The sequence below is a fragment of the Pseudomonas sp. Leaf15 genome (assembly GCF_001421425.1).
GTDB classification, from domain to species: domain Bacteria; phylum Pseudomonadota; class Gammaproteobacteria; order Pseudomonadales; family Pseudomonadaceae; genus Aquipseudomonas; species Aquipseudomonas salomonii.
The window spans coordinates 280,486-303,399 of record NZ_LMKI01000012.1 but is presented as its reverse complement, the minus strand read 5'-3'; the positions used below and the strand labels follow the sequence as shown (position 1 = coordinate 303,399).

Sequence of the window (22,914 nt, the reverse complement as noted above, 5' to 3'; positions counted from 1 at the left end):
ACAGAAATGATTACCCGCAAAAAAAATAATTAGTGGGAGTACTTCTTCATGCAAGCGACCAAGCCGACTCACGTCCGCTATTTGATCCTGCTCATGCTGTTCCTGGTGACCACGATCAACTACGCCGACCGAGCCACTATCGCCATCGCCGGCTCCAGCCTGCAAAAAGACCTCGGCATTGACGCGGTCACCCTCGGTTACATCTTCTCTGCATTCGGTTGGGCCTACGTGGCCGGGCAAATTCCCGGTGGCTGGCTGCTGGACCGGTTCGGCTCGAAAAAAATCTATGCGCTGAGCATTTTCACCTGGTCGCTGTTCACCGTGCTGCAAGGCTACGTGGGTGAATTTGGGGTCTCCACCGCGATTGTGGCGCTGTTCATGCTGCGCTTTTTGGTGGGCCTGGCTGAGGCGCCTTCGTTTCCCGGGAACGCCCGTATTGTGGCGGCGTGGTTTCCTACGGCAGAACGCGGCACAGCGTCGGCGATTTTCAACTCGGCGCAGTACTTCGCCACGGTGCTGTTTGCACCGCTGATGGGCTGGATCGTCTACACCTTCGGCTGGCAGCACGTGTTTATTGTGATGGGCGGCATCGGCATCCTGTTCTCGCTGATCTGGCTCAAACTTATCCACAGCCCGCGCCAGCATCCGATGATCAACGAAGCCGAGTTCAACCATATCGCGGCCAACGGTGCGATGGTCGACATGGACCAGGACAAGACCAAAGGCCAGAAAACCGACGGGCCGAAATGGGATTACATCCGCCAACTGCTCACCAACCGCATGATGCTCGGCGTGTACCTGGGCCAGTACTGCATCAATGGCATCACCTATTTCTTCCTGACCTGGTTCCCGGTGTACCTGGTGCAGGAGCGTGGCATGACCATTCTCAAGGCGGGTTTCATCGCCTCGTTGCCGGCCATCTGCGGCTTTATCGGTGGCGTACTCGGTGGCGTGATTTCCGACTACCTGCTGCGCAAAGGCCATTCGCTGACGTTCGCGCGCAAGGCGCCGATCATTGCCGGCTTGTTGGTCTCCAGCAGCATCATCGCGTGTAACTACGTTGACGTTGAATGGATGGTGGTGGGCTTCATGGCTTTGGCCTTCTTCGGCAAAGGTGTTGGCGCACTGGGTTGGGCGGTGGTATCCGACACCTCGCCGAAACAAATCGCCGGGCTCAGTGGCGGCTTGTTCAATATGTTTGGCAACCTGGCGTCCATCAGCACGCCGATCGTGATTGGTTACATCATCGCCACCACCGGCTCGTTCAAATGGGCCTTGGTGTTCGTCGGCGCCAACGCGCTGCTGGCGGTGTTCAGCTATTTGGTGATCGTCGGCCCGATCAAGCGCGTGGTGCTCAAAGAGCCGCCAAGCAAAGGGCCGGAACTGACTAACCTTACCCAAGCGCACTCCTGAGGGGCGATGTAATGCAGTTGATTGAACATGCCGACTCGCCGCGCTCGATCCGTTTGCACGCGCGCGACAACGTGGTGATCGTGGTGAACGACCAGGGCGTGCCGGCCGGCACCGAGTTTCCGGACGGCCTGGTCACCGTGGATTTCATCCCGCAGAGCCACAAGGTGACCCTGGAAGACATCCCCGAAGGTGGTGAGATTATTCGCTACGGGCAGACCATCGGTTACGCGCTGGCGCCGATTCCGCGCGGCAGTTGGGTGCAGGAAGACCAGTTGCGCATGCCCACTGCGCCGCCGCTGGACAGCTTGCCGCTGTCCACCGAGGTGCCTGCCACCCAGGCGCCGTTGGAAGGCTTCACGTTTGAGGGCTACCGCAACGCCGACGGCACCGTCGGCACGCGCAATATCCTCGGCATTACCACCACGGTGCAGTGCGTCACCGGTGTGCTGGACCATGCGGTCAAGCGCATCAAGGATGAGTTGCTGCCCAAGTACCCGCACGTTGATGACGTGGTGGCGCTGACCCACAGCTACGGCTGTGGCGTGGCCATCACCGCGACCGATGCCTACATCCCGATTCGCACCGTGCGCAACCTGGCACGCAACCCGAACCTGGGCGGTGAAGCGCTGGTGATCAGCCTGGGCTGCGAGAAGTTGCAGGCCGGGCAGGTGATGCACGACAACGACAGTTCCGTCGACCTCAGTGAGCCCTGGCTGTACCGCTTGCAGGACTCCAGCCACGGGTTTACCGAAATGATCGAGCAGATCATGGCACTGGCCGAAACCCGCTTGAAGAAGCTCGACCAGCGTCGCCGGGAAACCGTGCCGGCGTCCGAGCTGATCCTGGGCATGCAATGTGGCGGCAGTGATGCGTTTTCCGGCATCACCGCCAACCCGGCGTTGGGCTATGCCTCGGATTTGCTGTTGCGCGCCGGAGCGACGGTGATGTTTTCCGAAGTCACCGAAGTGCGCGATGCCATCTACCTGCTGACGTCGCGCGCCGAGAGCAAGGCAGTTGCCGAGGAGCTTGTCAGGGAAATGGACTGGTATGACCGTTACCTGGCCAAGGGTGAGGCGGATCGCAGCGCCAACACCACGCCGGGCAACAAGAAGGGCGGGTTGTCGAACATTGTCGAGAAGTCCCTGGGCTCCATCGTCAAATCCGGCAGCAGTGCGATCAATGGCGTGCTGGGCCCGGGTGAGCGGTTCAAGGGCAAGGGCCTGATCTTTTGCGCCACGCCGGCCAGCGACTTTGTGTGTGGCACCCTGCAACTGGCGGCCGGGATGAACCTGCATGTGTTCACCACCGGGCGTGGCACGCCTTACGGGCTGGCGATGGCGCCGGTGGTGAAGGTGTCGACGCGCACGGAACTGGCGCAGCGCTGGCCGGACTTGATCGATATCGACGCCGGGCGCATCGCCACCGGGCGCGCGACCATCGAGGAGCTGGGCTGGGAGCTGTTCCACTTCTACCTGGATGTGGCCAGCGGCAAGAAACAGACGTGGGCGGAGCGGCATAAGCTGCATAACGACATCACCCTGTTCAACCCCGCGCCCATCACCTGAGACCAAGTCACCGATCGTTCCCACGCTCCGCGTGGGAATGCCTCTTTGGACGCTCTGCGTCCGCTGTGAATGGGACGCGGAGCGTCCCGGGCTGCATTCCCACGCAGAGCGTGGGAACGATCCAGGTGAATCTGGCTTATCATTAGCCACCTGACGACACCCACCAAGGTTCTCCCCGGCATGCTGGCTATCTTCCTCACCACCCTGACCATCACCGCGCCGGTGTTTGCCATGCTGTTTCTGGGGGTGCTGCTCAAGCGCATCAACTGGATCAACGACAACTTCATCCACGTTGCATCGTCGCTGGTGTTCAACGTCACCATGCCGGCGCTGCTGTTTCTCGGCATCCTCCACGCCGACCTGCATTCGGCGCTCAAGCCCGGTTTGCTGATCTACTTTGCCGTCGCCACGCTGCTGAGCTTTGCCCTGGCCTGGGGCTGGGCGATCTTTCGTTGCCCGCGTGAAGACCGTGGCATTTATGCCCAGGGCGCGTTTCGCGGCAACAACGGCGTGATCGGCCTGGCGCTGGCGGCCAGCATGTACGGCGACTACGGCATCTCCCTTGGCGCCATCCTCGCGGCGCTGGTGATCCTGTTCTACAACACGCTGTCGACCATTGTGCTGGCGGTGTACAGCCCGGTGATCAAGTCTGACCCGTGGAGCATCTTCAAAAGCGTGATAGCCAACCCGCTGATCATCAGCGTGATCGTCGCCGCGCCGTTCGCGATCTTCAAGATCGGCTTGCCGGGGTGGTTGGAGTCGTCCGGGCAGTATCTGGCGGACATGACTTTGCCGCTGGCACTGATCTGCATTGGCGGCACCTTGTCATTGGCAGCCTTGCGCAAAAGCGGCAGCATGGCCCTGAGTGCGAGCCTGGTGAAGATGATCGGCCTGCCGCTATTCGCGACGCTGGGCGCGTGGCTGTTGGGCTTTCGCGGGCCGGAATTGGGGATTTTGTTTCTGTATTTCGGCGCGCCGACGGCGGCCGCGAGTTTTGTCATGGCCAGGGCCGCCGAGGGTAACCATGAATTGGCGGCGGCGATTATTGTGATCACTACGTTGATGGCGGCGGTGACCACCAATATCGGGATTTTTGTGTTGCAGGCGGGTGGGTGGATCTAAGCTTTGTAGTGTGTTTTAGGGCCAATCGCAGGCAAGCCAGCTCCCACATTTGAACTGTGAATACATTCAGAATGTGGGAGCTGGCTTGCCTGCGATGGCTATCTAACAGTCACTACCGGTCTGCCTGATACGCCTCAATCACTTCCTGCGCCGCCCGAAACGCATCAATCGCCGCCGGCACACCCGCATACACCGCGCAATGCAGCAGCGCTTCGCGAATCTCTTCCACCGTGCAGCCATTGTTCAGTGCGCCGCGCACGTGGCCCTTGAGTTCCTGTGGGCATTTGAGTGCGGTCAGGGCCGCGAGGGTGATCAGGCTGCGAGTCTTCAAGGGCAAGCCTTCGCGATTCCACACACTGCCCCAGGCATGTTCGTTGACAAAGTCCTGCAGCGGCTGGGTGAACTCGGTGGCGTTGCCCAGGGCGCGATCGACGAACACGTCGCCCATTACCTGGCGACGCATCTCAACTCCGGGCTTTTTCTGATCGGTCATTGCGCTTCCCTCTTGTGTTGGCGGCGCCAGGCTCGCAGCGTGCTCAGTAGCAGAAACGCCATCAGCGCCGGCAGGACGTAATACAGCATCAGTTTTTCAAGCCGGGTAGCCAAGGGCATGCCGAACGTGAACGAGACCACATGCAACGCGTACACCAGGTACAGGCCCAGCAATACCAGGCCTTCGGCGCGGGTGACCCGGTAACCGGTGTAGAACACCGGCAGGCACAGCGCCACCACGGCGAGCATCACCGGCAAGTCGAAATCGAGGGCATTGGGCGATACCGACAGCGGTGATGGCGCTACCAATGCAGTAAACCCCAACACACCGAGCAGGTTGAACAGGCTGCTGCCGATCACATTGCCCACGGCAATCTCGCGCTCGCCGCGCACGGCGGCAATCAATGAGGTGGCCAGGCACGGCAACGAAGTGCCGACGCCGATCAAGGTCAGGCCAACGATGCGTTCCGACAGGCCCAGGTCGCTCGCCACGTCCACCGCCGCGCCCAGCAGCAAGTGCCCGGCCAGCACCAGAATCAAAAGCCCACCGAGCATCAGCAACACGCTGCTCAACCACGGCGCTCTGGCCACGGTGTCCAGCGTGCGCGGGCGCCGGGAATGGCGGGTCTGGTAATGCAGCACACCCAGGTAGGCCACCAGCGCCGCAAGCAGTACCAGCCCGTCAGCGGGCGTCAGCTCTTCATTGGCCGACAGGGTAAACACCAGCAGCGCGGCGCAAATCATCACCGGGATGTCCAGGCGCACCAGTTGCCGCGACACCCGCAGCGGGATGATCAACGCAGACAGGCCCAGGGTGACGAGGATGTTGAAAATGCTGCTGCCGATCACGCTGCCCACGGCGATATCGGTATTGCCGGCCAGGGTGGCTTGCAGGCTGACGGTCATCTGCGGCGCGCTGCTGCCGAAGGCGACGATGCTCAAGCCGATGATCAGCGGCCGCACCTTGAGGCTGGCCGCCAGGCGCACGGCGGCGCGCACCAGGATTTCGGCGCCGAGAATCAGCAGCAGCAGGCCGCTGACCAATTCGAGCAGGCTGAAGGGGGAGAGGGAGGTGAGTGCGGAAATGGCCAAGGCTCCTGTCAGTTGCTCAGCGCTTGCACGCGAACCCGCGCGGTGCCACGGCCCAGCATACCGAGCTGCTCAGCCGCCTTGCGGGAAACATCGATCAGGCGCCCACGGGTGTGCGGGCCGCGATCATTCACACGCAGCACCACGGATCTGTTGTTGTCGAGATTGGTCACCTTGACCCGCGTGCCGAAGGGCAAGCGCCGATGGGCGGCGGTCAGGGCGTTCTGGTTGAAGGGTTCACCGCTGGCGGTTCTATTGCCATGGTGCTTGGCGCCGTAATAGGAGGCGGTGCCGGTTTCGTCGTAGCCGTTGGGGTCGATGAGGCCGCTGGCGCAACCGGCCAGCAGAGAGAACAGGGCCAGGAGGCCGAGTAGACGCTTCATGTTCAACAAACCCCCAATTGATCGTTCCCACGCTCTGCGTGGAAATGCAGCCCGTGACGCTGCGCGTCACAAAAGCGGACGCGGAGCGTCCAGTGAGGCGTTCCCACGCGGAGCGTGGGAACGATCAAGTGTCAGCCTTCGAGCTTGCTTTTGAGCAGTTCGTTCACCTGTTGCGGGTTGGCTTTGCCTTTGGAGGCTTTCATCGCCTGGCCGACAAAGAAGCCGAACATCTTGCCGCGTTTGGCTTCGTCTGCCCCACGGTATTGTTCAACTTGCTCGGCATTGGCGGCGAGCATCTCATCGAGCACGGCCGAAATAGCGCCGCTGTCGGTAACTTGCTTGAGGCCACGCTTCTCGATGATGTCGTCGGCGCTGCCTTCGCCTGCGGCCATCGCTTCAAACACGGTCTTGGCGATTTTGCCGGAGATAGTGTTGTCCTTGATGCGCAGCAACATGCCGCCCAACTGCTCGGCGGTCACCGGGGCTTCGTCGATCTCCAGGCCCTGTTTGTTCAACAGGCTGCCCAGCTCAACCATCACCCAGTTGGCCGCCAGCTTGGCGTCGCCGGCAATGCTCACGACTTTTTCGAAGTAGTTGGCTTGCTCACGGCTGGAGGCCAATACGCTGGCATCGTAGACCGACAGGCCGAACTGTTCCTGGAAACGCTCGCGTTTTTGCGGCGGCAATTCCGGCAGGGTGGCACGCACGTCATTAAGGAACGAGTCCTCGATGATCACCGGCAACAGGTCCGGGTCGGGGAAGTAACGGTAGTCGTTGGCTTCCTCTTTGCTGCGCATGGCGCGGGTTTCGTCTTTGTTCGGATCGTACAGGCGCGTTTGCTGGATCACCTTGCCGCCGTCTTCGATCAGCTCGATCTGGCGACGCACTTCGGTGTTGATCGCCTTCTCGATGAAACGGAACGAGTTGACGTTCTTGATCTCGCAGCGTGTGCCGTACTCGGCCTGGCCTTTTGGCCGCACCGACACGTTGCAGTCGCAACGCAGCGAACCTTCGGCCATGTTGCCGTCGCAGATGCCCAGGTAGCGCACCAGCGCGTGGATGGTCTTGACGTAGGCCACGGCTTCCTTGGCGCTGCGCATGTCCGGCTCGGAAACGATCTCCAGCAGCGGCGTGCCGGCACGGTTCAGGTCGATGCCGGTGGCGCCGTTGAATTCTTCGTGCAGGCTCTTGCCGGCATCTTCTTCCAGGTGCGCACGGGTCACGCCGACACGCTTGATGGTGCCGTCTTCCAGCGGGATGTCCAGGTAGCCCTTGCCGACGATCGGCAATTCCATCTGGCTGATCTGGTAGCCCTTGGGCAGGTCCGGGTAGAAGTAGTTCTTGCGCGCGAACACGTTGTGCTGGCCGATCTCGGCGTCAATCGCCAGGCCGAACATCACCGCCATGCGCACTGCTTCCTCGTTCAGTACCGGCAGTACGCCAGGCATGCCCAGGTCGACCAGGCTGGCCTGGGTGTTGGGTTCTGCGCCGAACGTGGTGGCGCTACCGGAGAAAATCTTCGATTGGGTGGCGAGCTGGGTATGAATCTCCAGCCCGATCACAACTTCCCATTGCATAGTGTTCTCCTCAGAAGCCGGTAGGGGTGCGAGTGTGCCAGTCGGTGTTCAACTGGTACTGGTGCGCCACATTGAGCAGGCGGCCTTCCTGGAAATACGGGGCGAGCAATTGCACGCCGACCGGCAGGCCATCGACGAAACCTGCGGGCATGGACAAGCCCGGCAAGCCCGCGAGGTTGGCGGTGATGGTGTAGAGGTCTTCCAGGTACTCGGCGATCGGGTCGCCGGTCTTGGCGCCGATCTTCCAGGCCGGGTTCGGCGTGGTCGGGCCGAGGATCACGTCGACTTCTTCAAAGGCAGCCATGAAGTCGTTCTTGATCAGGCGACGGATCTTTTGCGCCTTGAGGTAGTACGCGTCGTAGTAACCGGCGGACAGCGCGTAGGCACCGACCATGATCCGGCGTTGTACTTCGGCGCCGAAGCCTTCGCCACGGGAGCGTTTGTACAGGTCGGTAAGGTCTTTCGGGTTTTCGCAGCGGTAGCCGAAACGCACGCCGTCGAAACGCGACAGGTTCGAGGAGGCTTCTGCCGGCGCGATCACGTAGTACGCAGGAATCGCGTGCTGGTTGTTCGGCAGGCTGATTTGCTTGATCACGGCGCCGAGCTTTTCCAGCTCTTTGATGCTGTTGTGCACCAGTTCGGCGATGCGCGGGTCGAGACCGGCACTGAAATACTCTTTCGGCACGCCGATACGCAGGCCTTTAAGCGAGGTATTAAGACTGGCGCTGTAGTCCGGCACCGGCTCATCGATGCTGGTGGAGTCCTGTTTATCGAACCCGGCCATACCTTGTAACAATATTGCGCAGTCTTCTGCCGTGCGTGCCAGCGGGCCGCCCTGATCGAGGCTGGAGGCGTAGGCAATCATGCCCCAGCGGGAAACGCGACCGTAGGTCGGCTTCAAACCGGTGAGGTTGGTGAAGGCTGCGGGTTGGCGGATCGAGCCGCCGGTGTCGGTGGCGGTCGCAGCAGGCAGGAAGCGCGCAGCAACGGCAGCAGCCGAACCACCCGATGAACCGCCGGGCACGTGTTCCAGGTTCCACGGGTTTTTCACCGCGCCGTAGTAGCTCGACTCGTTGGCCGAACCCATGGCGAATTCGTCCATGTTGGTCTTGCCCAGGGTCACGGCCCCGGCGGCAGCCAGCTTGGACACCACAGTGGCGTCGTAGGGCGCCTTGAAGTTGTCGAGCATCTTCGAGCCGCAGCTGGTGCGAATGCCCTGGGTACAGAACAGGTCTTTGTGGGCGATCGGTGCGCCCAGCAGTGCGCCGTTTTCACCGTTGGCGCGACGTGCGTCGGCGGCCTTGGCCTGGCTCAGGGCCAGCTCCTCGGTGAGGCTGATAAAGCTGTTGACCTTGGGGTCCAGCGCGGCAATACGCGCCAGCAGGGTCTGGGTCAGCTCTTCGGAAGAAAACTTTTTGTCGGCGAGACCGCGGGCGATCTCGGCCAGAGTCATGTGATGCATGAAAGGCTCTTTCCCTTTAGTCGATGACTTTCGGAACCAGGTACAGGCCGTTTTCGACCGCTGGCGCGATGGACTGGTAGGCCTCGCGATTATTTCGCTCGGTCACAACGTCTGCGCGCAGGCGCTGGCTGGCTTCCAGCGGGTGAGCCAGGGGCTCGATGCCGTCAGTATTCACGGCCTGCATTTGGTCGACCAGCCCGAGAATGCTGTTCAGGGCTGCGGTGGTCTGTGGAAGATCGGCGTCATTCAGGCCAAGCGAGGCCAGATGCGCGATTTTTTCCACGTCGGAGCGTTCAAGCGCCATGGGTTTCTCCAGTGGAAAACAGAACGGAGGGCATCCGTGTGTTAGATTGTCGGAACACTACCGCATTTCTACGGTCATAAGGCCGCGATTGTGGGGGTTGGTGCACAGAAAGTCGGCCAATTTAGCACATTGGCGCCTTGCCCAAAATCCCTGTCGTTGTTAGAGTTTGCCGCACTTTTTTACCCACGCGTTGCCTAGGGTCCTTTCCCCATGTTCAAGAAACTGCGTGGCATGTTTTCCAGCGATCTTTCCATTGACCTGGGCACTGCCAACACCCTTATTTACGTGCGCGAGCGCGGTATCGTTCTGAATGAGCCATCGGTTGTGGCCATTCGGACCCATGGTAATCAGAAAAGTGTCGTTGCCGTAGGCACCGAGGCCAAGCGCATGCTCGGCCGTACACCAGGCAATATTGCTGCCATTCGTCCGATGAAAGACGGCGTGATCGCCGACTTCAGCGTCTGCGAAAAGATGCTGCAGTACTTCATCAACAAGGTTCACGAAAACAGTTTTCTGCAGCCCAGCCCTCGTGTGCTGATCTGCGTTCCGTGCAAGTCCACCCAGGTGGAGCGTCGTGCCATCCGTGAATCGGCCCTTGGCGCCGGTGCCCGCGAAGTGTTCCTGATCGAAGAGCCTATGGCTGCCGCAATCGGCGCCGGCCTGCCGGTTGAGGAAGCGCGCGGTTCGATGGTGGTGGATATCGGTGGTGGTACTACCGAGATCGCCCTGATTTCCCTGAACGGTGTGGTGTATGCCGAATCCGTGCGTGTAGGCGGCGACCGTTTCGACGAAGCGATCATCACGTATGTGCGTCGCAACTACGGCAGCCTGATCGGTGAATCTACCGCTGAGCGCATCAAGCAGGAAATCGGCACCGCATACCCGGGCGGCGAAGTTCGCGAAGTGGATGTTCGCGGTCGCAACCTGGCCGAAGGCGTTCCACGTGCCTTCACCCTGAACTCCAATGAAGTGCTGGAAGCTCTGCAAGAGTCCCTGGCCACCATCGTTCAGGCTGTGAAAAGCGCCCTGGAGCAATCGCCGCCGGAACTGGCTTCCGATATCGCCGAGCGCGGCCTGGTGCTGACCGGTGGTGGCGCCTTGCTGCGCGACCTCGACAAGCTGCTGGCCCAGGAAACCGGCCTGCCGGTGATCGTCGCCGAAGACCCGCTGACCTGCGTTGCCCGTGGCGGTGGTCGTGCACTGGAAATGATGGATAAACACACCATGGACCTGCTTTCCAGCGAATAAGATCGTTGGTTGCACCATGCTTCGCCCGCAGGCAGCACTTTGCAGTGCTGCCTGTTGGCGTTTATCTTCTTCAATCTGCATCCAGGCCGGTTTGATGCCGTATGAATAAAGAGAACATTTGCCTGGGAGGAGCGGCTTATTAAACCGCTTTTCGCCAAAGGCCCCTCATTGGGCGTGCGCTTATTGGTGCTGGTCGTGCTTTCGGTCGCGCTGATGGTGGTCGATGCCCGTTTTGCACTGCTCAAGCCCGTGCGCAGCCAGATGTCGCTGGTGTTGATGCAGACTTACTGGATCACCGACCTGCCGCAACGTCTCTACCAGGGCGTGGCCAGCCAATTCGGCAGCCGCACCGAGCTGGTCGCCGAGAACGAAAAACTCAAGACTGAAAACCTGCTGTTGCAGGGGCGCATGCAAAAGCTCGCGGCCCTCACCGAGCAGAACGTTCGGCTGCGCGAGTTGCTCAACTCTTCGGCACTGGTCAACGAGAAGGTCGAAGTGGCCGAGTTGATCGGCATGGACCCCAACCCCTTTACCCACCGCATCATCATCAACAAGGGTGAGCGCGACGGCGTCGTACTGGGCCAGCCGGTGCTCGATGCCCGTGGCCTGATGGGCCAGGTAGTGGAGCTTATGCCCTACACCTCGCGGGTATTGTTGCTGACGGACACCACCCACAGCATTCCGGTACAGGTCAACCGTAACGGCCTGCGCGCCATTGCCAGCGGCACCGGTAACCCGGAACGCCTGGAATTGCGGCATGTGGCCGACACCGCCGACATCAAGGAAGGCGACCTGCTGGTCAGCTCCGGTTTGGGCCAGCGCTTCCCGGCGGGTTACCCGGTGGCGACGGTCAAGGAAGTGATCCACGATTCCGGCCAGCCGTTTGCCATTGTGCGGGCAGTCCCGACCGCTGCCTTGAACCGCAGCCGCTACCTGCTGCTGGTGTTCAGCGACAACCGCACCCCGGAAGAGCGCGCCAACGACGCCGCTCAAGCCCAGGAAGCGGAAGACAAGCAGAACGGTACAACGCCGATCGTTCCCGCAACGGTGCCCAAGCCAGCCTTCGTCGGGCCGCCTGCACCGGTGGCAACGCCGGCAGCGCCGGTGGCGACGCCCGTCAAACCTGCCGCTCACAACGCCCGCCCGGCTAAACCCGCCGCAGCCAAACCGCCTGCGACAACGCCTGCCGCCACACCCGCCGCTCGGCCAGCGGCCGCAGCCCCGGCAACCACGCGGCAGAGGGAGGAATAATGGCCGGTACTCATTCGCGTAATGGCTGGATTGTCTGGCTGACGTTCGCCATCGGTTTGCTGCTCAGCGTCTCGCCGCTGCCGCAATTCATGGAGATCCTGCGACCGCTCTGGCTGGCGTTGCTGCTGGCCTTCTGGTCACTGACCCTGCCGCACAAAGTCGGGATGGTTACGGCAATGTGCCTGGGCTTGGCGGAAGACGTGCTCTATGGCACCTTGCTGGGTCAGAACGCATTGATCCTCACGCTGATTACCTTTTTGGTGCTGTCGTTGCAGCAGCGTTTGCGCATGTTCCCGATGTGGCAACAATGCCTGGTGATCCTGGTGATCTTCGGCCTGGCGCAGTTGGTGCAACTGTGGCTCAGCGCCTTGACCGGCAACCGCCAACCGACCTTGGCGCTGGTGTTGCCGGCGTTGGTCAGCGCGCTGCTGTGGCCTTGGGTCAGTTTCGGCCTGCGTGGGTTACGTCGTCGCTATAAAATCAATTGAATGGATTGCGAGGCTCTGCCTGGTTATCAAACCCTACAGGGAGAGTCTGCAATGAATTCGCTTTACCTGGCCTCGGGCTCACCGAGGCGGCGTGAACTGTTGACCCAGATCGGTGTGCCGTTCACCGTGGTCAGCGCTGCCATTGATGAAACCCCTCTTACCAATGAACCCGCCGTTGCCTACGTCGAGCGCCTTGCGCGCGGCAAGGCCACGGCGGGTTTTGCTGCGCTTGAACACGCCTCGGGCGCCTGTGTGCTGGGTGCGGATACGGCGGTGATCGTGGATGGCCAGATCCTTGGCAAGCCCGTCGACCAGGCCGATGCCTTGGCGATGCTGATGGCGCTTTCCGGTCGTGAACATGAAGTGCTCACCGCCATTGCCCTCACCGACGGCCAGCGCTGCGAAACCCGTTGTGTAAGCAGTCGTGTAGGTTTTCGCACTATTTCTGTCGAGGAAGCTACAACCTACTGGCACAGTGGCGAACCTGCGGACAAGGCGGGCGGCTATGCTATCCAGGGGCTGGGTTCGGTGTTTGTCGCCGGGCTCAATGGCAGCTATTCCGCTGTGGTCGGCCTGCCGGTGTGCGAAACCGCGCAACTGCTCGACCAATTCGGCATACCCTGTTGGCAAAACCTTACCGCGCGCTGAACGCCTTTATTTGCGCGCCAAGCCTTAAGCGATCGGTCACTATTGTGAAAACGCCTGAACGAGACCCAGCCATGAGTGAAGAGATTCTGATCAATATCACGCCGATGGAATCGCGCGTGGCGGTGGTAGAAAACGGTGTTCTGCAAGAAGTGCACGTCGAGCGCACCCAGAAGCGCGGGATCGTCGGCAATATCTATAAAGGCAAGGTGGTGCGCGTACTGCCGGGCATGCAGGCGGCTTTCGTCGACATCGGCCTGGACCGTGCTGCGTTTATCCACGCCTCGGAAATCTCCCTGCGTGAAGGCCCGGCAGTGGAAAGCATCAGCGCCCTGGTGCACGAAGGGCAGAGCCTGGTGGTGCAGGTCACCAAGGACCCCATCGGCTCCAAAGGCGCGCGGCTCACTACGCAACTGTCGATTCCTTCGCGCTATCTGGTGTACATGCCGCGTACCGCGCATGTGGGTATTTCCCTCAAGATCGAAGACGAAGCCGAGCGTGAGCGCCTTAAAAAGGTGGTCAGCGACTGCGTAGCGGCCGAAGGCATCAAGGAAGCCGGCGGGTTTATCCTGCGCACCGCCGCTGAAGGCGCCGGCGCCGACGAAATCCTCATGGACATCCGCTACCTGCGCAGGCTGTGGGACCAGATCGGCGCACAGATCAAAACCATTGGTGCGCCGAGCGTCATCTATGAAGACCTCGGTCTGGCGTTGCGTACCTTGCGTGATCTGGTCAGCCCCAAGATCGAGAAAATTCGCATCGACTCGCGGGAAACCTTCCAGCGCACTACGCAATTTGTCGCCGAGCTGATGCCGGAAATTGCCGACCGCCTGGAGCATTATCCTGGCGAGCGGCCGATCTTCGACCTGTATGGCGTCGAAGATGAAATCCAGAAGGCCCTGGAGCGTAAAGTGCCGCTCAAGTCCGGCGGCTATCTGGTGGTGGACCCGGCCGAGGCCATGACCACCATCGACGTCAACACTGGCGCGTTCGTGGGCCATCGCAACCTCGAAGAAACCATCTTCAAGACCAACCTCGAAGCGGCCACTGCGATTGCCCGTCAGCTGCGCCTGCGCAACCTGGGCGGCATCATCATCATCGACTTCATCGACATGGAAGACGAAGAGCACCAGCGCCAAGTGCTGCGTACCCTGGAGAAGCAACTGGAGCGCGACCACGCCAAGACCAATATCATCGGCATCACCGAGCTTGGCCTGGTGCAGATGACCCGCAAGCGCACCCGCGAAAGCCTTGAGCAAGTACTGTGCGAGCCGTGCAGCAGTTGCCAGGGGCGTGGCAAATTGAAGACCCCGGAAACGGTTTGCTACGAGATTTTCCGCGAAATCTTACGGGAGGCACGTGCCTACCAGGCGGAAGGCTATAGAGTGCTTGCCAACCAGAAAGTGGTCGACCGATTGCTGGATGAAGAGTCCGGTAACGTCGCTGAGCTGGAGGGTTTTATCGGGCGCACTATTCGTTTCCAGGTCGAAACCATGTATTCCCAGGAACAATACGACGTGGTGCTGCTCTGATCCCCAATCGCTTTCTTTATTCGAGACCGGCAGGCATTGATCTGCCGTCCGCTAACTGCCTTGAGGGTCGCCTGACATGGAGCGTCTGACACGCTTTTTTGCCACCTTGACCCGTTGGGGCCTGGGCCTGTGCGCCTTGCTGCTGGTATTGGCGGCGGTGTACGTGAGCCTGGGTCGTGAGTTGGTCCCACTGGTGGCGGAGTACCGCGCCGAAGTTGAAGCCAAGGCGCAGGCTGCGGTGCAAATGCCCCTGCACATCGGCAGCCTCGAAGGGCGCTGGAGTGGTTTCGCGCCGATATTGATGGCCCATGACGTGATGGTCGGCGAAGGCAACAGCGCCTTGCGCCTGGATCAGGTTGAAGTGGTGCCGGATATCTGGGCCAGCCTGATGGCGCGGGAAGTGCGTATCGCCCACCTCGAAGTCAGCGGCCTGCAGTTGAGTGTCAAGGAAGACCAGGACGGCCGCTGGGCGCTGCAAGGTTTGCCGGTACAGGACGACCAGCCGCTGGACCCACAGCAGTTGCTCACGCGCATGCAGATGGTCAAGCGTGTGTCGTTGCTCGACAGCCAGGTGACGTTGCAGCCGTTCGACCAGGCGCCATTGACCCTGACCTATGTGGGCCTGAGCCTGCATACCGGCAACACCCGCCAACGCCTGGATGCGCGCCTCACCCTGCCGGACGGTCAGCCCCTGGCCCTGAGCCTGCGCAGCCGTATTCGCGCCAGTGCGTGGAAGGACGGCGAAGTCGAAGCCTACCTGAGCCTGCCCCAAAGTGACTGGGCCAAATGGATTCCCGCCAGGCTGACCCAGCAATGGAAACTCACCCAGTTCAAAGCCGGTGGCGAGTTCTGGCTCAATTGGGGCAAGGGCACCGTGCAAAGTGCCGTGGTGCGCCTCAACTCAGCGCAAGTAAAGGGCAGTTACGCCGACCGCAAACCTGTGCATATCGAAAACCTCGCCCTGACCGCCTACCTGCAACGCAGTGACAGTGGCCTTAAGGTGTTGCTCGATTCGCTGGCGATGAACATCGGCGACACCCGTTGGGAAACACGCCTGCAACTGCAACAAAGCTTGGCAACCGACAAAGACCTGGAAACCTGGAAGCTTCAGGCTGACCGTCTTGACCTGACCCCGATTACCCCGCTGTTGAATGCCCTGGCGCCATTGCCGGAAGGCTTTGCCAAGACCATTGAGCACCTGAAGGCCACGGGCGTGCTACGCAATGTGTTGGTGGATTTCCGCCCGCAGGACACCACCGATAAAAAAGTCAGCTTCGCCGCCAACCTTGAGCGTATCGGTTTTGACGCGTACTTCGGTGCGCCAGCCGCACGGAACGTATCCGGGAGCATCAGTGGCGATTTGGGCCAGGGTGAGTTGCGTATGGACAGCAAGGATTTTTCCCTGCACCTGGACCCGATCTTCGCCAAGCCGTGGCAGTACATCCAGGCCAACGCACGCCTGACATGGAAGCTGGATAAAGAAGGCTTCACCCTGATAGCCCCGTACATCAAGGTGCTGGGCGAAGAGGGCAAAGTGGCTGCCGACTTCTTGATTCGCCTGCATTTTGACCATGCCCAGGAAGATTACATGGACCTGCGGGTCGGTATGGTCGATGGCGATGGCCGTTTCACGCCCAAGTATTTGCCGGCCGTGTTGAGCCCGTCCCTGGATGAATGGCTGCGCACCGCAATTCTCAAAGGTGCGGTGGACCAAGGATTCTTCCAGTACCAGGGCTCGCTCAACCATGACGCGCTGCCCGCTGCGCGCAACATCAGCTTGTTCTTCAAGGTGCATGACGCCGAACTGGCCTTCCAGCCGGGTTGGCCGCATGTGAGCAAGGTCAATGGCGAAGTGTTTGTCGAGGAGAGCGGCGTGCGCATCCTGGCCAGCAAGGGCCAGTTGCTCGACACCAAGGTCAAGGACGTCTACGTCAATATTCCCCACGCACCGGCCGGTAAAGACAGCCACTTGCTGATCACCGGCGGGTTTTCGGGCGGCCTGGGTGATGGTCTGAAGATCCTGCAGGATGCGCCGATAGGTACAGGGTCAACCTTTGCCGGCTGGAAGGGCGACGGTGACCTGCAAGGCAACCTGGACCTGGACATTCCGCTGGTCAAAGGCACCGAGCCCAAGATCGTGGTGGACTTCAAGACCGACAAAGCCCGTTTGCAATTGGCGGAGCCGACCTTGGACCTGACACAGCTCAAGGGCGACTTCCGCTTCGACAGCAGCAAGGGCTTGAGTGGCCAGAACATCTCGGCCCAGGCATTCGATCGGCCAATCACCGCGCAAATTGTTGCCGATGGCAAACCGGGCAACATCAGTACCCGCGTCACCGCCAAGGGGCAGGTCACGGTCAAGCGCCTGACCGATTGGTTAAAAATCAGCCAGCCGTTGCCGGTGTCCGGTGATATTCCGTACCAACTGCAGCTGACACTGGACGGCGCCGACAGCCAACTGATGGTCAGCTCCAGTATGAAAGGCGTGGCGGTAGACCTTCCGGCGCCCTTCGGCATGCCTGCCAGCCAAGGCCGTGACAGTGTGTTCCGCATGACCTTGCAGGGTCCGGAGCGGCGTTACTGGTTCGACTATGGTGAATTGGCGAGCTTTACCTTTGCCTCGCCGCCGGACAAATTCAATGACGGGCGCGGGGAGTTGTTCCTTGGCGCCGGCAATGCCGTATTGCCCGCAGCCAAAGGCTTGCGTATTCGCGGTGTGCTGTCGGAACTGGACATTGACCCGTGGAAAAAACTGGCCAACCGCTACGCCGGTAACGACCCAGGCGGCAGCGCCAAGCAATTGCTCAGTGGTGCCGACTTCAAAGTCGGCAAGCTGACCGGTTTTGGCACCCAGCTGGATCAGGCCAATCTTCAGCTCGACCGCAAGCCGGGCGCCTGGGGCTTGCAGCTCGACAGCCAGCAAGCCAAGGGCACGGTCAACCTGCCGGACGCCAAAGGCGCGCCGATTGCGATCAACCTGCAATACGTGAAACTGCCAGCGGTGGACCCGACCGTGCAGGCCGACGAAAACGCACCGGACCCGTTGGCGGATATCGACCCCAAGGACATCCCCGCGTTGGATATCGCGATCAATCAGCTGTTCCAGGGCCCCGATCTGGTGGGCGCCTGGTCGCTGAAGATCCGCCCGACAGCCAAAGGCCTGGCCTTCAACAACCTCAACCTCGGCCTCAAGGGCATGCAGCTTAATGGCGCCGGTGGTTGGGAAGGCGCGCCGGGGGCCAGCAGCAGCTGGTACAAGGGCCGCCTGGACGGCAAGAACATCGCCGACGTGCTCAAGGGCTGGGGCTTTGCGCCGACAGTGACCAGCGAAGACTTCCATCTGGATGTGGATGGCCGTTGGCCGGGTTCGCCGGCGTGGGTGGGCCCCAAGCGTTTCTCCGGTAGCCTGGATGCGTCATTCCGTAAAGGCCAGTTTGTCGAAGTTGAAGGTGGCGCCCAGGCCCTGCGGGTGTTTGGTTTGCTCAACTTCAATTCCATCGGTCGCCGGTTGCGCCTGGACTTTTCGGACCTGCTCGGCAAAGGCTTGAGTTATGACCGGGTCAAAGGCTTGCTGGCCGCCAGTGATGGGGTGTTCGTCACCCGTGAGCCCATCACCATGACCGGGCCTTCCACCAACCTGGAGCTCAATGGCACCCTGGACCTGGTGGCTGACCGTGTCGACGCCAAGCTGCTGGTCACGTTGCCGGTGACCAACAACCTGCCGATTGCAGCGCTGATTGTCGGCGCGCCCGCCATTGGTGGCGCGTTGTTCCTGATCGACAAGCTGATCGGTGACCGTGTTTCGCGCTTCGCCAGCGTGCAATACAAGGTGCAAGGCCCGTGGAAGGATCCAAAAATCACCTTCGACAAGCCATTTGAAAAGCCAAACTGAGAGCCTGTGGAGTAGCATGGCCGCATGCCTATTACGGAGTGTCGGCCCATGTCCTTTGCGGTAATTCAAATGGTCAGCCAGAGCGATGTGCTGGCCAACCTGGCACAGGCCCGGCGCTTGCTGGAGCAAGCGGCTGCGGGCGGAGCGAAGCTTGCGGTACTGCCGGAAAACTTCGCCGCCATGGGCCGCCGCGACGTGGCCGATATCGGTCGTGCCGAAGCCTTGGGCGAAGGCCCGATCCTGCCCTGGTTGAAACAGACCGCCCGCGACCTCACCTTATGGATAGTGGCCGGCACTTTGCCGTTGCCGCCCCAGGACCAACCGCACGCCAAGTCCAACGCTTGCTCGCTATTGATCGATGATCGGGGCGAAATCGTTGCCCGGTACGACAAACTGCACCTGTTTGATGTCGATGTTGCAGATGCCAGGGGGCGTTATCGTGAATCCGACGACTATGCTTTCGGCAGCAATGTGGTGGTGGCGGACACGCCGGTGGGGCGCTTGGGCCTGACGGTGTGCTACGACCTGCGGTTCCCCGAGTTGTACAGCGAACTGCGTGCAGCGGGGGCGGAGTTGATTACCGCGCCTTCGGCCTTTACGGCGGTGACCGGCGCTGCACATTGGGATGTACTGATTCGGGCACGAGCCATCGAAACCCAGTGCTATTTACTGGCCGCCACTCAAGGCGGTGGGCACCCGGGGCCACGGGAAACTTTTGGCCACGCAGCCATTGTCGACCCCTGGGGGCGTGTGCTGACACAACAGGATCAAGGCGAAGCGGTGTTGTTGGCCGAACGCGATAGCAGTGAACAGGCGTCGATACGGGCGCGCATGCCGGTGGTCAATCATCGGCGCTTTTTCTCGCAGGGCGCGCAGCGGCCTGCTTCAGAACGATGAATTTAAGGCCAAACCTATGAGCGAGTTGTTGTCCTCAGTCAGTGAACACCTCCTGGCACCCGGTGGCGTGACCATCGAAAGTTTGCAAACCGTGCTCGGTGATCTGGCCGGGCCAGGCATCGACGCGGCCGACCTGTATTTCCAGGGCCAGATTTCCGAGTCGTGGGCCCTCGAAGACGGCATCGTCAAGGAAGGCAGTTTCAATCTTGACCAAGGCGTAGGCGTGCGCGCGCAATCCGGTGAAAAGACCGGTTTTGCCTACAGCAACGCCATCACCCTTGAAGCCCTGGGCCTGGCGGCGCGTGCGGCGCGCTCGATTTCCCGCGCTGGCCAGAACGGCACGGTGCAGGCCTTCAGCACTCAGGACGTGGCCCAGCTGTACGCACCGGATAACCCGCTGGAGGTGATCAGCCGCGCGGAAAAGGTTGATTTGCTCAAGCGTATCGACGCCGCCACTCGTGCACTCGACCCGCGTATTCAGCAGGTGACCGTGAGCATGGCCGGGGTGTGGGAACGCATTCTGGTGGCGTCCACGGACGGCGGGCTGGCGGCGGACGTGCGGCCGCTGGTGCGTTTCAACGTGAGTGTCATTGTTGAACAGAACGGTCGCCGTGAGCGCGGTGGCCATGGCGGTGGCGGGCGTACCGACTACCGTTATTTCCTCACTGACGACCGCGCCATGGGTTATGCCCGTGAAGCGCTGCGTCAGGCGCTGGTCAACCTGGAAGCCATTCCAGCGCCGGCCGGTACTTTGCCGGTGGTGTTGGGCTCGGGCTGGTCCGGCGTGCTGCTGCACGAAGCCGTTGGCCATGGCCTGGAAGGTGACTTCAACCGCAAAGGCAGTTCGGCCTACAGCGGGCGCATGGGTGAAATGGTTGCGTCCAAGCTCTGCACCATTGTCGATGACGGCACCCTGGCTGGTCGGCGTGGCTCGCTGAGTGTCGACGACGAAGGCACGCCGACCGAATGCACCACGCTGATTGAAAACGGCGTGCTCAAGGGCTACATGCAAGACAAGCTCAATGCTCGCCTCATGGGTGTGGCACGCACCGGCAACGGCCGTCGCGAATCGTACGCGCACCTGCCGATGCCGCGCATGACCAACACCTACATGCTCGGTGGCGAAAGCGACCCCGCAGAAATCATCGCCTCGGTAAAGCGCGGGATCTACTGCGCCAACCTCGGCGGCGGCCAGGTGGATATCACCAGCGGCAAGTTCGTGTTCTCCACCAGCGAAGCGTACCTGATCGAAGACGGCAAGATTACCGCGCCGGTCAAAGGGGCGACGTTGATTGGCAATGGGCCGGAAGCGATGAGCAAGGTGTCGATGGTCGGTAACGACCTGTCGCTGGACAGCGGCGTGGGCACGTGCGGTAAGGATGGGCAATCGGTGCCGGTCGGCGTCGGTCAGCCAACCTTGAAAATCGATGCGATCACCGTGGGTGGCACGGGGTCGTAATGGCCGGAGCTTCGGGTGGCGAAGAACGCCACCCGGGGAAGAGGATCAACGCAGGCCGCGTTGAGTCTCATCCAGCTCACGGATGTACTTGAAGATTTTACGGCTGGTGGCCGGTGCCTTGTTATGCGCCTGCTCGTGCTGGGCCTGACGGATCAGGGAGCGCAGTTGCTGGCGGTCCGCGTCCGGGTAGTCCAGCACGAATTTCTCCAGCACCGCGTCATCGCCCGAAATCAGGCGGTCACGCCAACGCTCCAGGTTATGGAAGCGTTCGTTGTATTGGCGAGTGGAGGCATCGGTTTGATCAAGCAACGCCAGAATCGCGTCAGTGTCCTGATCGCGCATCAGCTTGCCGATAAACATGATGTGCCGTTTACGCGCGATATTCGCGGTGTGCTTGGGAGCATCCGCAAGCGCCCGGCGCATTTCGTCGGTCAATGGCAATTTGGCAATCAAGTCTTTCTTGAGCGTTGTAAGGCGCTCGCCGAGGTCAACCAGCGCATGCAGCTCGCGTTTGACCTGGGTTTTGCTTTTCTCCCCATCGAGGGAGTCGTCGTAAGAATCAACCATGGTGGCAGTCCGCAAAGAAACGCCGCCATGATAACCAGTCGGGGGCCGCTTGTCCGGCCCGGTCGCTCGATGGCCTTAACCGAAAGCAGAATTTGAGTGGAGAAAACCATGAGTGCAGCCCAAAGCGTCGGTCCGCAAGCGTTACCGGCACTGCAGGAACAAGTCGAGCAGATCCTTGCCGAGGCCAAGCGCCAGGGGGCCAGTGCCTGTGAGGTAGCCGTTTCGCTGGAGCAGGGGCTGTCGACGTCGGTGCGCCAGCGTGAGGTGGAAACCGTCGAATTCAATCGCGACCAGGGTTTTGGTATCACGTTGTATGTCGGGCAGCGCAAAGGCTCGGCCAGTACTTCCGCCAGTGGGCCGGAAGCGATTCGTGAAACCGTCGCGGCGGCGCTGGCGATTGCCAAGCACACCTCCGAAGATGAAAGCTCGGGCCTGGCCGACAAAGCGCTGATGGCCAAGGACTTGAAGGACTTCGATCTGTTTCACGCCTGGGACATCACGCCCGAGCAAGCGATCGAAAAGGCGCTGATCTGCGAAGCCGCCGCGTTTGATGCCGATGCCCGCATCAAGAACGCCGATGGCACCACGTTGAGCACTCATCAAGGCTGCCGTGTCTACGGTAACAGCCATGGTTTTATCGGTGGTTATGCCTCCACTCGGCATAGCTTGAGCTGCGTGATGATCGCCGAAGCCAATGGCCAGATGCAGCGCGATTACTGGTACGACGTGAGCCGTCAGGGCGAATTGCTGGCCGATCCGGTCAGCATCGGCCAACGCGCCGCGCAACGTGCCGCCAGCCGCCTGGGCGCGCGCCCGGTACCAACCTGTGAAGTGCCGGTGCTGTTTTCGGCTGAGCTGGCCGGTGGTTTGTTCGGCAGCTTCCTGGGCGCGATTTCCGGCGGCAACCTGTACCGAAAATCCTCGTTCCTTGAGGGCGCGATTGGCCAGAAGCTGTTTCCTGAATGGCTGACCCTCGATGAGCGCCCGCACTTGATGCGTGCCATGGGCAGTTCGGCATTCGACGGTGATGGCCTGGCCACCTATGCCAAACCGTTCGTCGAGAACGGCGAGTTGGTGTCCTACGTACTGGGCACTTACGCCGGTCGCAAGCTGGGCCTGCCAAGCACGGCGAATGCCGGTGGCGTGCACAACCTGTTCGTCACCCATGGCGACGAAGACCAGGCAGCGCTGTTGCGTCGTATGGGGCGCGGTCTGCTGGTCACCGAGCTGATGGGCAGTGGCCTGAACATGGTGACCGGTGATTACTCGCGCGGCGCGGCGGGTTTCTGGGTAGAAAATGGCGAGATTCAGTTCGCTGTCCAGGAAGTGACGATTGCCGGCAACATGCGCGATATGTTCAAGCAGATCGTCGCAGTGGGGAATGACCTGGAGCTGCGCAGTAACATTCGCACCGGTTCGGTGCTAATTGAGCGTATGACCGTCGCCGGCAGTTAACCGCGCGATGCTTTAAAAAAAAGGCACGCCATCCTCGAGATGGCGTGCCTTTTTTTATGGCTGCGATTTGCCA

General features: G+C 61.0%; 19 protein-coding genes. 12 read left to right on the top strand and 7 right to left on the bottom strand.

Annotated features, from left to right (window positions below; genetic code table 11):
• Window positions 1–48: 48 nt before the first annotated feature.
• The 3 genes from ASE80_RS11730 (at window position 49) to ASE80_RS11720 (ending at window position 4,100) form a co-directional block, all read left to right on the top strand.
• Window positions 49–1,413 carry an MFS transporter gene (locus ASE80_RS11730; RefSeq protein WP_056859043.1) on the top strand — a complete coding sequence of 455 codons (1,365 nt, stop codon included), beginning with the start codon at window positions 49–51 and terminating at the stop codon, window positions 1,411–1,413.
• 11 nt (window positions 1,414–1,424) lie between these two features.
• On the top strand, window positions 1,425–2,978 hold the full coding sequence (gene garD / locus ASE80_RS11725; protein WP_056859042.1) for a galactarate dehydratase: 1,554 nt from the start codon (window positions 1,425–1,427) through the stop codon (window positions 2,976–2,978).
• A 180-nt stretch (window positions 2,979–3,158) separates the two neighbouring features.
• Window positions 3,159–4,100 (top strand): AEC family transporter, encoded by a 942-nt coding sequence (locus ASE80_RS11720; RefSeq protein WP_017138257.1) that lies wholly within the window; start codon window positions 3,159–3,161, stop codon window positions 4,098–4,100.
• A gap of 112 nt (window positions 4,101–4,212) precedes the next feature.
• On the opposite strand, the gene ASE80_RS11715 is transcribed toward ASE80_RS11720, so the two are convergent.
• The 6 genes from ASE80_RS11715 to gatC all read right to left on the bottom strand — a co-directional run bounded on the left by ASE80_RS11715 (window position 4,213) and on the right by gatC (window position 9,407).
• Window positions 4,213–4,593 carry a carboxymuconolactone decarboxylase family protein gene (locus tag ASE80_RS11715; RefSeq protein WP_056859041.1) on the bottom strand — a complete coding sequence of 127 codons (381 nt, stop codon included), beginning with the start codon at window positions 4,591–4,593 and terminating at the stop codon, window positions 4,213–4,215.
• Window positions 4,590–5,636 carry a calcium/sodium antiporter gene (locus ASE80_RS11710; protein ID WP_081321413.1) on the bottom strand — a complete coding sequence of 349 codons (1,047 nt, stop codon included), beginning with the start codon at window positions 5,634–5,636 and terminating at the stop codon, window positions 4,590–4,592. The genes ASE80_RS11715 and ASE80_RS11710 overlap by 4 nt, the downstream gene beginning before the upstream one ends.
• 56 nt (window positions 5,637–5,692) lie before the next feature.
• Complete coding sequence (locus tag ASE80_RS11705) at window positions 5,693–6,064, bottom strand: septal ring lytic transglycosylase RlpA family protein (RefSeq protein WP_056859040.1); 372 nt, start codon at window positions 6,062–6,064, stop codon at window positions 5,693–5,695.
• Window positions 6,065–6,195: 131 nt separating this feature from the next.
• Window positions 6,196–7,641 (bottom strand): Asp-tRNA(Asn)/Glu-tRNA(Gln) amidotransferase subunit GatB, encoded by a 1,446-nt coding sequence (gatB, locus tag ASE80_RS11700; protein ID WP_056859039.1) that lies wholly within the window; start codon window positions 7,639–7,641, stop codon window positions 6,196–6,198.
• Window positions 7,642–7,651: 10 nt separating this feature from the next.
• Entirely contained in the window at window positions 7,652–9,103 is a 1,452-nt protein-coding gene (gene gatA / locus ASE80_RS11695; protein WP_056859038.1) for an Asp-tRNA(Asn)/Glu-tRNA(Gln) amidotransferase subunit GatA, read from the bottom strand.
• A 16-nt stretch (window positions 9,104–9,119) separates the two neighbouring features.
• Entirely contained in the window at window positions 9,120–9,407 is a 288-nt protein-coding gene (gatC, locus tag ASE80_RS11690; RefSeq protein ID WP_003188556.1) for an Asp-tRNA(Asn)/Glu-tRNA(Gln) amidotransferase subunit GatC, read from the bottom strand.
• A 210-nt stretch (window positions 9,408–9,617) separates the two neighbouring features.
• On the opposite strand from gatC, the gene mreB reads away from it, so the two are divergent.
• From mreB to tldD, 8 genes are all read left to right on the top strand, one after another.
• Window positions 9,618–10,655, top strand: coding sequence for a rod shape-determining protein MreB (gene mreB / locus ASE80_RS11685; protein ID WP_002555108.1), 1,038 nt, complete (start codon window positions 9,618–9,620; stop codon window positions 10,653–10,655).
• Window positions 10,656–10,841: 186 nt separating this feature from the next.
• Window positions 10,842–11,906, top strand: a complete 1,065-nt coding sequence (mreC, locus tag ASE80_RS11680; protein ID WP_370694351.1) for a rod shape-determining protein MreC — start codon at window positions 10,842–10,844, stop codon at window positions 11,904–11,906.
• Complete coding sequence (mreD, locus tag ASE80_RS11675; RefSeq protein WP_017138250.1) at window positions 11,906–12,394, top strand: rod shape-determining protein MreD; 489 nt, start codon at window positions 11,906–11,908, stop codon at window positions 12,392–12,394. Before mreC ends, mreD begins: the two co-directional genes overlap by 1 nt.
• Before the next feature lie 51 nt (window positions 12,395–12,445).
• Window positions 12,446–13,042, top strand: coding sequence for a Maf family protein (locus ASE80_RS11670; protein WP_056859036.1), 597 nt, complete (start codon window positions 12,446–12,448; stop codon window positions 13,040–13,042).
• Between the two features lie 71 nt (window positions 13,043–13,113).
• Complete coding sequence (gene rng, locus ASE80_RS11665; RefSeq protein ID WP_010213134.1) at window positions 13,114–14,571, top strand: ribonuclease G; 1,458 nt, start codon at window positions 13,114–13,116, stop codon at window positions 14,569–14,571.
• Window positions 14,572–14,647: 76 nt separating this feature from the next.
• Window positions 14,648–18,463: a YhdP family protein gene (locus ASE80_RS11660; protein WP_056859035.1), complete on the top strand. Its 3,816-nt coding sequence runs from the start codon at window positions 14,648–14,650 to the stop codon at window positions 18,461–18,463.
• Between the two features lie 48 nt (window positions 18,464–18,511).
• On the top strand, window positions 18,512–19,360 hold the full coding sequence (locus ASE80_RS11655) for a carbon-nitrogen hydrolase family protein (RefSeq protein ID WP_056859034.1): 849 nt from the start codon (window positions 18,512–18,514) through the stop codon (window positions 19,358–19,360).
• A gap of 16 nt (window positions 19,361–19,376) precedes the next feature.
• Complete coding sequence (gene tldD, locus ASE80_RS11650) at window positions 19,377–20,819, top strand: metalloprotease TldD (RefSeq protein ID WP_056859033.1); 1,443 nt, start codon at window positions 19,377–19,379, stop codon at window positions 20,817–20,819.
• Between the two features lie 45 nt (window positions 20,820–20,864).
• Here the strand turns inward: tldD and yjgA are convergent, their stop codons facing one another.
• Window positions 20,865–21,386 carry a ribosome biogenesis factor YjgA gene (gene yjgA / locus ASE80_RS11645; RefSeq protein WP_017138246.1) on the bottom strand — a complete coding sequence of 174 codons (522 nt, stop codon included), beginning with the start codon at window positions 21,384–21,386 and terminating at the stop codon, window positions 20,865–20,867.
• 108 nt (window positions 21,387–21,494) lie between these two features.
• On the opposite strand from yjgA, the gene pmbA reads away from it, so the two are divergent.
• Window positions 21,495–22,841 carry a metalloprotease PmbA gene (gene pmbA, locus ASE80_RS11640; protein ID WP_056859032.1) on the top strand — a complete coding sequence of 449 codons (1,347 nt, stop codon included), beginning with the start codon at window positions 21,495–21,497 and terminating at the stop codon, window positions 22,839–22,841.
• The last annotated feature ends 73 nt before the right edge of the window (window positions 22,842–22,914 follow it).